This is a genomic window from Streptomyces plumbidurans (assembly GCF_019857225.1).
In the GTDB taxonomy this organism is placed as follows: Bacteria; Actinomycetota; Actinomycetes; order Streptomycetales; family Streptomycetaceae; genus Streptomyces; species Streptomyces plumbidurans.
Genome location: NZ_JAFJSY010000076.1, coordinates 1 through 12,650 on the forward strand (window position 1 = coordinate 1; position 12,650 = coordinate 12,650).

At 64.6% G+C, this 12,650-nt stretch carries 16 protein-coding genes; all 16 read right to left on the reverse strand.

Annotated elements, in window-relative coordinates; all coding sequences use genetic code 11:
- Window positions 1–37 precede the first annotated feature (37 nt).
- Window positions 38–172 (reverse strand): hypothetical protein, encoded by a 135-nt coding sequence (locus tag JYK17_RS40840; protein ID WP_261996412.1) that lies wholly within the window; start codon window positions 170–172, stop codon window positions 38–40.
- A gap of 62 nt (window positions 173–234) precedes the next feature.
- Window positions 235–1,272 carry a hypothetical protein gene (locus JYK17_RS32930; RefSeq protein ID WP_222811798.1) on the reverse strand — a complete coding sequence of 346 codons (1,038 nt, stop codon included), beginning with the start codon at window positions 1,270–1,272 and terminating at the stop codon, window positions 235–237.
- A gap of 5 nt (window positions 1,273–1,277) precedes the next feature.
- Entirely contained in the window at window positions 1,278–1,937 is a 660-nt protein-coding gene (locus JYK17_RS32935) for a hypothetical protein (protein ID WP_222811799.1), read from the reverse strand.
- Between the two features lie 469 nt (window positions 1,938–2,406).
- A complete protein-coding gene (locus tag JYK17_RS32940; protein WP_222811800.1) occupies window positions 2,407–2,853 on the reverse strand; it encodes a hypothetical protein in 447 nt (148 codons plus the stop codon).
- A 68-nt stretch (window positions 2,854–2,921) separates the two neighbouring features.
- Window positions 2,922–4,211, reverse strand: coding sequence for a hypothetical protein (locus JYK17_RS32945; RefSeq protein WP_222811801.1), 1,290 nt, complete (start codon window positions 4,209–4,211; stop codon window positions 2,922–2,924).
- A 55-nt stretch (window positions 4,212–4,266) separates the two neighbouring features.
- Window positions 4,267–4,896 (reverse strand): hypothetical protein, encoded by a 630-nt coding sequence (locus tag JYK17_RS32950; RefSeq protein ID WP_222811802.1) that lies wholly within the window; start codon window positions 4,894–4,896, stop codon window positions 4,267–4,269.
- Window position 4,897: 1 nt separating this feature from the next.
- Window positions 4,898–5,560, reverse strand: coding sequence for a hypothetical protein (locus tag JYK17_RS32955; RefSeq protein ID WP_222811803.1), 663 nt, complete (start codon window positions 5,558–5,560; stop codon window positions 4,898–4,900).
- A complete protein-coding gene (locus tag JYK17_RS32960) occupies window positions 5,557–6,945 on the reverse strand; it encodes a hypothetical protein (protein ID WP_234548115.1) in 1,389 nt (462 codons plus the stop codon). The genes JYK17_RS32955 and JYK17_RS32960 overlap by 4 nt, the downstream gene beginning before the upstream one ends.
- Window positions 6,942–7,253, reverse strand: a complete 312-nt coding sequence (locus tag JYK17_RS32965) for a DUF6317 family protein (protein ID WP_222811804.1) — start codon at window positions 7,251–7,253, stop codon at window positions 6,942–6,944. The genes JYK17_RS32960 and JYK17_RS32965 overlap by 4 nt, the downstream gene beginning before the upstream one ends.
- Before the next feature lie 31 nt (window positions 7,254–7,284).
- Complete coding sequence (locus JYK17_RS32970) at window positions 7,285–8,127, reverse strand: hypothetical protein (RefSeq protein WP_234548114.1); 843 nt, start codon at window positions 8,125–8,127, stop codon at window positions 7,285–7,287.
- A 170-nt stretch (window positions 8,128–8,297) separates the two neighbouring features.
- Window positions 8,298–8,906: a hypothetical protein gene (locus JYK17_RS32975; RefSeq protein ID WP_308011723.1), complete on the reverse strand. Its 609-nt coding sequence runs from the start codon at window positions 8,904–8,906 to the stop codon at window positions 8,298–8,300.
- A 379-nt stretch (window positions 8,907–9,285) separates the two neighbouring features.
- Window positions 9,286–9,933 carry an OmpA family protein gene (locus tag JYK17_RS32980; RefSeq protein WP_222811807.1) on the reverse strand — a complete coding sequence of 216 codons (648 nt, stop codon included), beginning with the start codon at window positions 9,931–9,933 and terminating at the stop codon, window positions 9,286–9,288.
- Between the two features lie 8 nt (window positions 9,934–9,941).
- On the reverse strand, window positions 9,942–10,520 hold the full coding sequence (locus tag JYK17_RS32985; RefSeq protein ID WP_108013871.1) for a hypothetical protein: 579 nt from the start codon (window positions 10,518–10,520) through the stop codon (window positions 9,942–9,944).
- A gap of 34 nt (window positions 10,521–10,554) precedes the next feature.
- Window positions 10,555–11,163, reverse strand: a complete 609-nt coding sequence (locus tag JYK17_RS32990; protein ID WP_108013870.1) for a pilus assembly protein TadG-related protein — start codon at window positions 11,161–11,163, stop codon at window positions 10,555–10,557.
- Entirely contained in the window at window positions 11,163–11,396 is a 234-nt protein-coding gene (locus JYK17_RS32995; RefSeq protein ID WP_108013869.1) for a hypothetical protein, read from the reverse strand. The genes JYK17_RS32990 and JYK17_RS32995 overlap by 1 nt, the downstream gene beginning before the upstream one ends.
- Before the next feature lie 253 nt (window positions 11,397–11,649).
- The gene (locus tag JYK17_RS33000) at window positions 11,650–12,612 is read right to left on the reverse strand and encodes a response regulator transcription factor (protein ID WP_222811808.1); all 963 of its coding nucleotides are present in this window, start codon (window positions 12,610–12,612) and stop codon (window positions 11,650–11,652) included.
- Window positions 12,613–12,650: the final 38 nt, after the last annotated feature.

A 12,650-nucleotide genomic window follows, 5' to 3' on the forward strand; every position in this document is an offset into this window, starting at 1 on the left:
ACCTATGTGCGGGAACGCAGGCCGCTGCCCTGCCACGTCACTTGCCCTTCTTTATCGGGGACTTCAGGGACTCGGCCAAGTCGAGGCCGAGCTTGCCCTCGCCGACAGCGGTGGCAGAGAAGGTCATCTTCAGGTCCTGGGAGATCGTGTCTTCGAGACGCAGATCGGTCATGTCGCTTTCGGTTTCTACCGTCAGTAGGCGGCCCTCGTACTGCTGGGACCGCCCGCATCTGATCAGCGGTTGACGGCCTGGATTTCCTTCACCGTCACGTTCTGCTCGTACGTGGAAAGCCCGTCGGGAAGGGCCGGCTGCTGCGGGACTCCGTCAGGGTCAGCCGAGTTGGTCCAGGTCACCTTCCAGGTGATCGACGCCTTGAAGGGGTAGGTGCCGGTTCCGGACGATCTGCGGTAGGTGATGTTGCAGGCCGCGTCTGTGCTGTCGACCACGTAGCTGCCCTTGGACTCGACCAGGTCGTACGAACATGCCTGCGGGTCGGCATCAGCCGTGCCGGCTTCGACCTTGAGCGCGACGGGAGTTGCGACCGTGGTGGCCGCCATCTGGACGCCCTTGTAGTTGATGCTGGCCGTCGTCCAGACCCGGTCGAAGTCGCTCTTGAGCTTGACCCGTGTGCCGAGATTGACGATGAGCCGGTCTGCGCGCGGGCTCAACTCAACGGGCGGGGTCGGCAACTTGGTCGAGTTGTAGGCGAGTTCGGAGAGGATCTCCGGGGTGAGCTGATGAGGTTCCGGCTTCGGCTGGGCCGGAGGGACCCAGATCTCCCAGTTGTCCGTAGTGACAGGGCAGGCCTCGGTGAAGTTGTCGTTCCGGAACTTCACCTGCCACCACAGGCCCTTGTCGCCCTTGTGATAGTCCTCGTCGGCGCGCTTCTTGGCGTAGCTTGCCGCGGGTTCCCCGGCTCCCTTGTACGCGGACTTGATGAAGTCCTCGTACTCCTTGGGCGTGTACATCGGCTCGTACCAACAGACCGGAGGTTTCCAGTCGGTGTTCGAGGACGTGGCGGTCGCGCTGGATCCGGCCGAGCCGGTCTTCTTCTGGTTGATGACGATGTGGGCGCCGATGGTGCCGTGGGCGGAGTCCGCGCCCGCCCCGCTACCTGACCCGGCATCCGAGGGGGCACTGGGCTGCTCGGTCTGGGTGGTACCCCCATCGCCGTCGAACTTGGGGTCACCTGCAAACGCCGGGAAGCCGGTCCCCAGCGCCACGAAAAGACTTGTGGCGGCGAGCGTTTGGAGGACGCGAGGGGCAGTCATTCTCCTCACCCCTGCACGCATGACGCGTCTGCCTTCTTCCAGCTCTGCTGCACCACCTGCCAGTCGCCGCGAGCGTCTTTTGCGACCTGGAACGTGTTGAGGATAAAGTCCTTGTCGCTCGGTTTGGTGCGCAGCACCTTGCCCGTCTTGATCTCCTTGCCGTACGCCTTGCGCTGGTCCTCGCAGTATCGGCCGGCCGCCGTCTTGCCGTTCGCGACGTCCGTGACCTTGAAGTCGTAGAACCGGTAATCACCTGTGACCGTGAGGCCGCCCTTCTTGACCTTCGCGATGCGGTTTCCCCAATAGGTGAGGGCGGGCACCGCGAAATAGCGGTTCATGTTGGCCGTCTGGCCGCTTCCCTTGGAGAAGGCTTCGAGGTTGGCCTGGGCCGAGTAGGCCAAGTCCCGCAGAATCGCGTCCTTCGTTGCGTCACCAGTCGGCTCCCGCTCGACAGCAACCTTGACGTCCGACGGAAAGTCGAAGGCCGGTGCATTCTTCTCAGCCGAGGCGGACACGGAAGGCGAGGGGGAACTCGATCCACTCGTGTCCGCTCCCTTGATCTTGTCCGAGGACGTGTCATCGCCTCCTCCCGAGCCGCAGGCGGTCAGCAGCAGGGCCGCGAAAGCGGTGAGCACGGCCGTCGCTAGCCGGGCGGGGCGGTTCACTTTGGGACTCCCGTTCAGGTGGGGGGTGACTCAAGCGAACCAACGCTATCCGTGGGGCACATGCGGACACCAGCCGGGCCCAGGTCAAGATCAGTTCGCCTGGCCATGATTTGAACTGAATTGGGATTGAACGTCCTGTACGCCATGTGATCACCTGCACCGTGCCGAGTGATCGACTGCACAGCTGTCGGCCATGCTGCACGACCCCGCGAGACACACCTGACTGCCAGTGCCACGCTTCGTGAACTCCAGCACAAATCTTGCGCAGCTGTGCGTATGGAGCGCCCTTCCAGTAGCCGCGTGTACAGCTCGATGACGGTGTCGATGCCCCCTGGAGTCGGGTTGAGGCCCTAATGCGGGTAATCGGTGTTTGGAATTGACGGAGAAGATTTGAGCCCTGGTGGAGAATTTCCATCTCATGCTGCCGGCGAGTTGGTATACGGGGGCTGCTCGAAGCCGGGTGTGTATGTCACTTCTCGCCCTGCGCCCTCGTCAACGCTGCCAGCAGCTCAGGGTCGGAGTGAACCTCAGCGGTGTGCTGCCAGGCGATCAGCACCTGGGCCACGGCGGCGCTGTTGCCGATGGAGTCCGCGGCTCGCATGGTGTCGACGAGTTCGACGGCGAAGGCGTGGACGTCTGTCTCGGGCAGGAGGCGGACCCAGGGGAAGGCGTCCGGGAGGATGTCCAGGATCAGTTCCATGCTGCCTGGCTCCCGGCGGGCCATGGCAACCATCATGCGCGTGGCGGCCGACGCCACCGTTTGGTCCTGTTCAGCCCGCACCGCCGTGGTGAGGACCAGGTCCTCTCCATCCCTGCGGTGCAGCAGCAGCCTCGTCGACTCCTTGAGCCGGGCAAGGGTCTGCTTGTTCTTGTTGACCAGCTCGGAAAAGTTCACAGCTTCGTTCTCGCCAGCCATGACTTTGAAACTACTTCGAAACTCGACCCGCCACCATCACCCAGAAGAGGCACACGGCGCCCGCCGTGCTACGGCTCTAAAACCTGCGCTCGTTCGCCAGTGACCGGTGCGGTCGTGGCGGCGCCGATGGCCCCCTTGTACTTCGCAAGGCGGAAGGGCCGCGCGCCGCCAGGCTCGGAAACCACCGCACCGACCCCGGGAGGCCCCGCACACCACAGGTGGGTGATCCGCGGGCTCACGTATCGCTTGAAGGGGACCGCTGTCAGCACGGTGCCGTGGCCATGGAGCCGGAGGATCGCCGGCACTCGGATCTCCCGCCCAGACGCGGACCTGTCCTTGAGCCGCCACCCGTGTGCGGCCGACCTCACGACCTCGCACTCCACCAGCCGCCAGGAATGCGTACTCAACACGCGGTGCATGCGCAGGGCCGTCACAAGTGCCCAAATGTGGAGGGGCACCACGATCGGCACAAGGACGATGACCCTGACCATGATGGGAATGAACCGGTCATCGCCGCCGGCCGCGAGCAGTAGCGGAATGAGGACGAGCGCGGGCCACACCGCAAAGAGAAGAACCATCTGCCGGATGACGCGACGCCGAATTGCCCGGTCGGTGGGCGGGTGTTTGAGGGCTGGTTGGGAGGCCCAGGGAAGCCTTTGCGCTCCCTGATCGGCCACCTCATCCACGGCGGCAGTGGACGAAGGCATGTCCACACGCGCACCAGCACGGCGGGCGTGCTCGAGATCGGTCGGTGTTGCGTCCCAGCTGTCAGGCGCACACTGAATGTCGACTGCTGGACGCTGGTACAGGAAATGAAGCCGCTTGGGCGCCTTGCCGCCACGTCCCGGCGCGGCGACGACCGCGAGGAAGCGCGGGTCGCCGGCGAACCAGAGTGGTTCGATCTGGGCGCGGCGTGAGGGCCGGGTACGAGGACCGTCCAGGCGCTTCAACCACCAGTAGGACCGTTGATGCCTGATGAAGACCAACGGGATCTTCTCCTCGGCATCAGCCGGATTCCAGAACTCGAACCACATTCCGTCGTCCCGAGCTTTGGGGTGCTTGCCGAGTCCGCTGGGAACCCCTTCGAGGAACTGCCACGGATACTCCTGCAGCACCCGAAGCATCCGGAAGGCCTGCGGGAAGTGGGTGAACTGGCCGCAGAAGCGGTAAAGGCCGTAGATGAAGTACGGCATGAAGATCCACACGACCCAGTTCGGCGTGTAGGTCGAGACGCAGATCAGAGCGACCCAGACACCTGGCCAACCGATCAACCCCACCACGTTCATAGCCATGTGCCGCATCCAGGCATTGCGCGTCGGTGGATGGTCCCAGGCCGTGGGATGGGTGGGAGATTGCACGATGGATCCTTCTTCGTTCGTTCACGGGAACCTGCGGTACGGAAACACGTCGACTTCAGATGCGGACGCCCGCACGGCGGGCACGGTGAAGTGCCTCATCGGCGGCCTCGTGGACGTCCCTACGGAAACGCGGACCGTTGTCAGGTCGTTGGTACAGGAGAAAGAGGCGCCCCGGTCCCGGGACCGCGAGGACACCGGCGAAACGAACGTCCCCGGCGAACCAGATTTCGGCCACCTGCGCTTTTCTCTGCGGCTTCACCCCGGGGCCCAGCCGACGCCGCCACCATGGCGAGCGGACATGGCCGTGCAGGATCATGGCGACCAGGTCATCGGAGCGTTCCGGATTGGGCAGCTTCAACAAGACGTCGCCGCTCTTCGCCCCGGGTACACCCCCGATGCCACTCTCCGGGGTTGCGAACACCTGCCACGCATACTCCCTGAGAATGCGTCGGATCTGGAACGCCTCGGTGAAGTACCGATATTGGAGAACCGTTCGGTAGGCCGAGTACAGCAAGGGAACGAAGCAGAGCCACACCGGCCATTCCGGTCCCACGATGAGAAGCAGGGTCCCAACACAGATCAACGGCCACAGGACTTGGCCGAGGACGGCCCAGGTGAAGAGCTTCGTCCAGGCACTGCGGCTGTCCGGGTCGTCCCAGGCTGTGGGTGGGTGGGAGGCACTCATGTCATTCCTTGTCGGATTCCGGCGACAACGGGTTGTCGAAACTCACGAGGTAGGCGATCTCCCGAAGCAGTGCGCGGTAGTGGTCCGCGTGCTCCACCGCGGGCGTCGCGAGGTTCAGGATCGCGAGACGTTCACCGTCCGGGTACGGCACATACGCGCTGACCTGCAGCAATCGCTCCCCCAAACGCGCATCCGAAGCGGCCACATGTGTCTCCACCAATGACCCCGGACCACAAGGAAGTTCAAGCATCTCCAGGTGTACGGCGTTCTCAGCACTTGCCGCGATACGGGCGGCCATGATGCTACGCGGCGACCAGGGCAGCCTCCTCCAGGCGAGCGTGAACAGTGACAACAGCAGCCTGCCGTCGCCCTCGTCGTCCGTGTGAAGTCCGACCGAGCACTGGATGACCCCTGTAGCCGCCAGCGCGAGCATCATCCGCCGGACCGGCGCGCACATCGCCTCAAGTTGCTGCTGTTCCGTGGGGCCCCCGGCAGTTGCAAGAAGTGATGAGAGGACAGCATCGCCGTCGGGCGTTCCGGCATCGATCCCGGATGACTGGAGCTCTCCCATGGGAATCGGTGAGAATCCGGCGGGCAACGCGAACCAGATATCGGTGCCGGGCAGCTGCGCTGACGCGTCGGTGATGAAAGGGGTGGCGGTCATGACACTGCCTCAGCTCCCTGAACCAGGTATCTGATGACTCCGGATGTCCCTGTGAGGTCGATTCCAGCGGTTCTTGCCCCATCCAGAGCGCTGGTGGCGGCCTTTACTCCGTCGCTGTCGAACGCGTCGTAGGCACTTCCGACCAGCCCGGTGGCTGACGTGCCGGCACCCAACCAGGTCGCGGCTTTCTCCACCTTCGGAAGGACGCTGTCAGTCTGCGCGCCGAAGACCCTGAACTTCTCGAGGAGGCCAGTGGCCTCAGAAATGGCCGTCGCCTCTTCCTTCACCGAGGTCCCGATCACGGCGATTCGCTGCCCGAGCGAAAGCGTTCCTTCTGTGGTTGCGGCAGCCGCGCGGATGGCTGCGGGTGCCCTCAAGCCGCCCTTCACAACAGCTCCCAGACCCGGGACGACTCCGAGGATGTCACCCGTCACGCCCAGCGCGTTGCTCCAGAAGTCGAGGTCGAGTTCTCCCTTGGAAAATCCCTCCCACAACGACGCCCGGACCGCAGGATCACTCAAGCGCAGATAGAGTGCGGCTCCACTCAGTGCCGCTGCGGCCACGAGCAGTACAGCTCCTGCAATGGGCCCGAGGGCGAACAGGGCGACGACCCCCAGAATTGCCGCACAGCCACTGAGGATGTCCTCCAGATTGTCGTCCACCCAGTTCGCGAACGTGTCCCACGCCCCCGGCTCGTCCGGTGCGAGTTTCCCTGTGCAGTCGCGGATCATCTTCGCCCTGTGCCGGGCTGCGCCTTCGTGCTCCTCGGCGAGCGAGCGGGCCCTGCGCAGCACGTCATCAAGATCGTGCTGTGCCGTGGTGACGGCAGCGTTCGCCTTGGTCAGGTGAGACTTGGCCTCGTCGTAGGCTCGTCCTTCACCCTTGTCCAGAGCCGGGGCCCGCTTCGCTCTCCCCGCGTTCCCCCGAGCACTTTCCAGGACCTCGCGAGCATCCTTCGCCTCGCCGTCCAGCTTCTTCGCGCGCCGCTGAAAATCCTCCAACTCTCCCGTCCATAGCCGCAATTGTTTGGCGGCCTTCCCCACCGAACGGGCTCCCGTACGCAAGTTGGTCGGAAGTGGCCCATCCTCCAGCTGCTGGCGAAACGCGACCGCCGCATCTCCCTCCCAGTAGCTGCCGTCGAGCAGCTTGGTGACCTTGGAGTGAGCCTTCTGCATTTCATCGACACAAGTGGTCAGTTTGCGGTGGAGGGCTCGCACCACTTCTGTGCTGCCCGGAGCCGGATTGAAGCCGAGATGCGGGTATTCGGAGTTACTGACACCAGGATCTGTCTTCAATCCCTGCGGGCGATTGAGGTCCGCAAGGGTGTTGCTGTGCCGCGACTTCTCAGGGGACAGAACACCGCCGTCTCCAACGGGAGTCGTCAAGCCTTCGCCCCCTTCCGCTTCGGCTTCCGCAGAGCCTTCTCCAAGGCCACGTCCACCTCGTGGAAGTCGTTCTTGACCTGCTGCGTGATGTCGGTGAGCTTCTCGATCTGCTCCGCGATCTCCTTGGTGCCGTAGTGCCAGTCCTCCTGGAACTGGTCACAGGCCTCATCGAGATCGTCCGTGCCGAGACCGTCGATGCTCGAGTCGCGCAGTGCCTTTTGCAGTGCGACGAACGAGTTTCTGGCTTTGGTCAAGTCCCTGAAGAACTTGTCCAGTTCAGTGCCGTCGACTTTCAACCGTTCTGCCATGTGGGTCCCTGGGTGCGCGCGAACGCCTGTTTCAGCGGTTGACTGCCTGGATCTCCTGCACCGGCACCTCGGTGGTCGTGGCGAAGGTGCCGTTCGGCAGGTCGCCGCCCGTGCCGCCTGTCCCCTTCCAGGTGATTTGCCAGGTCAGAGTCGCCTTGAGAGCGTAGGATCCGCCACCCGACGACCTCAGGTAGGTCACACCGCAGGGTGGCGTCCGGCGGGCCTTGCCTCTCGCGTACGGCTCGCCGATCGAACCGTTGTCGTTGATCGCGCACTCACCCGAGCCTGGGAGGGTTTCCGCGTCGTCCGTGCCGGGATCGATATGTAGGCTCACCGGCTTGGCGGTCGTGGTCGCCCACAGGCCGGTACCAGGCAGACTGCCTGTCGCGGACACGGGCGTGAAGGCGGCCTTGTCCAGCCATACCCAAGTGGGCGCGTTCACCGTCGACTTGCGGTTCGGCGCGGTGGAGATCTTGGTGGCGGGCACCGTGGTCCGCTGGTACGCGAGGCCTGCAAGGGTCTTGGTGTCAATGGCCTGAGGTACGTCCGGGTTCTCGCCGTTGTTCACCCAGAAGGGATCACGCGTGCAGGCCTTGGCCGCGGGGTCGTCCTTCATCTCCGGATTCTTCACGGCCACCCACCACATCCCCTTGCCGTTCTTGTCCGCGTTGAAGTCCTTGTACGGGTGGCCCTCCTCGTAGCGGGACTTGACGTCCTGGATGCCCTCGGGCGCTCCACCGACGGACTGGTAGATCGACCACTGGGCCTCCATGTAGGTCTTGAAGTCCTTGGCCTTCCAGTACGGCTCGTACCAGCAGGCCGGCGGTTCCCAGTCGACGGATGCGGAGTTGATGGGGCCGCCGCCTTTCGACATGGACTCGCCATCCACCCTGAAGCTGACACGGGACTCGAGGGCAGGTCCCGAGGTGGTTCCCGACATCTTGGATGTCTGTGCGCCGCTGCCTCCGAAGTCCCCGGCTGCGGCCGGGTACGTCCCAAGAACCCACGCGGTGGCGATGAGGGCCGTCGCTGCCCCGCACCGCGTCAGGGCTGGCACTTCTGCGACCCCCGGTCTTCGGAGAGGTCCCAGGTCTGCCAGACGCCGGTCTTGTCCTTCTTCACGCCTGCGTTGTAGTAGACGTAGCTGTCGGACGAGGTCTTCGTGCCCTGCCGCTTACCTGACTTACGGTCCTTGAGGTCCGCCTTGCTCTCGTCCACGCAGTACGTCAGAGCAGCCGACGTCTTGTCGAAGACCGTCACCCGGCGGTTGTAGTAACGCAGAGTTCCCGCCCAGCTGATGTTCTTGGCGATGTTGCCCTTGGCGTAGTCGTAGACACCCGTCAGAGCGGTGCCGGTGTAGTAGAAGCCCATACCGGACTTCTTCAGATCGCCGTAGGCCATCGCCTGCCACACCGTGCTGACAGCCCGCGCGTTGTCCGAAAGAACCGCGTCTTTGGTGGCATCGCCGCTCTGCCGTCCCTCGAAGACCATCTTCATGTCGTCGGGGAGCTTGATCTCCGGCCGGTCGATGCCGTCCGCCGAAGCGGACGCCGAGGGCGACACCGAGTGCGTGGCGCCCGTGTCGGCGCCCGCGATCTTGTCGGAGGACGAGTCGTCTCCCCCCGAGCCACAAGCTGTCAGCAACAGTGCCACGGACACAGTGAGCACGGTTGTCACCAACCGGGCATGGCGGTTCACTCAGGACTCCTCAAGTGGGGGGATAACGCGAGCGAACCAAAGTTATCCGCGGGGCCGGGGAGGGCACCAGTTGAGGTCTCACCAAGATCAGACGAACCGATCGCCTCTTTCATATGTTTTGGGAGTGTTCGCCCCTCACGCCACGTGACCGACCAGCACACGCGAGGTGACCAACAGCACGATCATGAGCGTCGATTGATCACATGGAGCAGGCATATGTTTGCCACCGCGCGTTTCGACATCATCCGAAGGAGTGCTTAGCAGCGAGCCCACTTAACGTCAGCGGCCCGCCCCTCGGCGTTGCCGGGGACGGGCCGTCGCATACTCCCTGTCGTCAGCTTTCCGTACGCGGAAACGTGACCTCCACCCGCCGGTTCTTCTTGCGCCCCGCCTCCGTGGAGTTGTCGGCGATGGGGTACTGCTCGCCGTAGCCGCGGACCTCGAAGGTGATGTTCGGGTCGTTCAACTGCTGGTCCAGGACGTCCTGTACGGCGTTGGCGCGCTGGCGGGACAGGACGTCGCCGTGGGCGGAGGAGCCCAGGTTGTCGGTGAAGCCGAAGACGCGGACCTTCGTCGCCTTCTGGTTCTTGATCTCGTCGGCGATCGTGGCGATACGGGACTTGGCCGCACCGCTGAGCTTGGCGCTGTCCTTGGGGAACAGGACTTCTGCCTGGAGGGCGAACGTGACGTCGGTGTTGGTGTCTTCTCGGCGTTCGTCGCCGCTCTGGTCTTCTACTACGGACTTGATGTCCAGGACTTTCGGGGAGGCCAGGGTCGCGCCCTCGGGAAGCTTCAGGTCCGGGTCGTTGGGGTCGACCTTGACGGGAGCGGACGGCGAGGCCTCGGTGCCCGGCGGGGCGCTGGGGCTTTCGTCGGCGTGGGCGGTCACCGCGCCGTAGAGGTTGGCGGCGACCATGACGGAGGCGGCCGTGAGGACCAGGGCAAGCCTCGGAGCCGCCTTGCGGGTTCGGGAGCAGGTCATGGACGGCCTCACCCGGAGATCTTGATCGAGCCGCTGGAGAAGGTCGGAACCTGCAAGTCGACCTCGGACGTGCCGGCCGGTGGCGCCGGGAACTGCATGAAGACCGGGAGCGTCTGGCCGGCCTCGAGATTTCCGAGGCCGGTGGTGGTCAGCGGGCGCCCTTCTGTGTCGCGCAGCACGTAGTAGCGCTTCTTGCCCTTGGAATCGACAAGTGTGGCACCACCGAGCGAGGGTCCGTGCGCGATCACCTCGGTCTCGTCACCGCTTGTCTGAGGCGGAATGACGACCGACTTGGCGCCGTCATTCTTCACCACCCCGTTCACGGTGACGAATCCTCCCGAATCCCTTTCAGCAGAGGTGACTTGGAGGAGTAGACCGTCGGTGCCCTTCAGTTCGGCCAGAGGTGTCTCCGACTGTCCCTCCTGAGAACTCGGCTTGGATCCCGCCTCCTTGGAGGAGGACGCCGACGTGTCGGGCTTGTTGTCGTCACCTCCCCCACCACAGCCGGCCACCCCGAGGGCCAGTCCGGCCGCAACGGTCAGTGCGACCATCCCCCTACGGGCCTTCGTAGTGAACCGAATGCTCATGACTCCGCTTCCTTCTCCACTCGTCGTTCGCCTGTCAGTCGGCCAGATGGACGTCGAAGAGGTCTTCGGGTCCAGGCAGATCGGTGAGGTGCTTCGGGTCCAGATCCCAGGTCCCCCTGCCCTTGCAGGAGAGCCGCGGAAGTACGCCGTCACCCGCATCCGGTGCAGGGGGCGTGAACGTGCAGAGCGGCTCGATCACGGCAGTGGCGTGCGCATGCGCGTGTCGATTCTCCGTGCCTGGGACGATGGAATGCCCGACAGATTTGTCGGCCTTCACGTAGACCGTGTAGCTCAAGGGCGACAGCCTCGGCCGACAGGGTGTCGGTCCGTCCATTTGTGCATCGTTCTGCGACGCGAGTTGGTATCCGCGCCAGCAGCCGTTGAGCACTGCCTCATCACCGGTGAGGATGCCGTGCCACTTGGTGGGGTCGAGCACGTTCTTCACCCACAAGCCGGCGAGGTCGTCCCTGGTTTGCTGGGCCGCCGCGAGCGCCGCCGCGTCGGCGGCCGTCTGAGCACCGTTCCGATTCACCGCGGCCTGGCCGACCGCGAAGTAGGCGAACGCAAGAAAGAGCAGGCCTCCCACCACCGTGATGTAGATGGGGAAGGCCTGCCCTGCATCGCCGTATCGGCGAGGTCGCATCAAGGAGCGACCTTGGCGATCTGCGCCTGAATCTTGCCGAGAATCGTCTGACCGAGGCTGGTGCCGGTGATCGCCAGAACGATCGCCACGACCACCGCGATGATGCCCAGGTACTCGACCGCCGTCTGACCCTTGTCGCCCCCACGGCGCCGAATCGCCTCGACGGTGGTGTTCTTCCAGCCGTTCACTCGCACCTGGGTCGCAACGGCAGTCTTCAGCATCAGGTCGCTCATAGTGTTCCCCTCCGAGTTCGGCCGGCCGCTCACCGGCCGACTTCTGCGTCTCTGGGTCGTTCGCGTAACCGGCTTCCTCCTTGCCGGTGCCGCTTTCGACACGAGAAACGTACGGCGGAACACGCCGCCCACCAGAGGGCCCCAGGGCCCAATCACGGGCCCAAAGAGAGGCCCAGTCGTTGCTGTGGGATTGCACATCGACGGCCTGAGCCTGTGGGCCCAGCTCTACGATCCCCCGCACCGTCACCCCAGCTCACCCCACCCCTAAACCCGAACCCGGCGCCGTACCCAGCCACTTGGCCGCTGCCTCCGACCGGCTGGTGCTGTGGAGTTTGGCGAAGATGCGGTTGATGTGGTTCTTGACGGTCTTCTCGCTGATGAAGCAGGTGGCGGCGATCTGCTGGTTGTTCATGCCGGACGCGATGTGGTCCATGATCTCCGCCTCCCTGGTGCTCAGTTGGAACCTCGACCTGTCGGGAGCGGCCGGACGGCCGCTTGTCCATCCTGACGACGACTGTGCCATATCCGGTTGCATATGCGAAAGGTTTTCTGCAGAAATAGCGGAGACGGGGGCGGGCGAATGGCCGAAGTTGCCTGGTGGCGCTGGCACTTCGGTGTAAACATATGGTGACGTCGACGCGGCATTGCCGTATGCAGTCGCATCGGCCTGGCCCAGGCCCTCCGGGAGTGGCCCGCCTACGGGTGGCTGTCCCTGGCGGAGTTGGTCGAGGAGTGCGCCCGCTGCTGTCGGGGTGAAGTGGGCCCTGCCCTGCTTGATGTCCCGTACCGCTGCGACCAGTTGGTCGGCGGTGAACTCGCCGTGCACCAGGTAGCCGCCGGCGCCTCGGCGCAGGGCCTCCTGGACGATCTCCGACTCCCTGCTGTACGTGAGCATCACGACCGGGGCGATGCGTACGAGGTACGGGAGGGCCGAGATGCCGTCGACCCCGGGCATGCGGACGTCCAGGAGCACCATGTCGGGCCGGTGTTGGAGAGCGGCCTCGTAGGCCTGGCGGCCGTCCGCCGCCTCCGCCACCACCGTGATGTCGGAACGGCCGGAGAGGAGGGCCGTGAGGCCCGCGCGGACCACCGGGTTGTCGTCCGCCACCACGACCTTCAGCGGTACGGGCGGCGGGAATGCCTCGAAGGGGCTTGTGGGCTGCGGCTGCGGCTGCGGCTGCGGGGCACCGGAGTGGGGAGCGGTCGGGTCCGGCATGGAGGGTGGCCTCCTTTCCTCTCGTGCGGCGCTCGGGG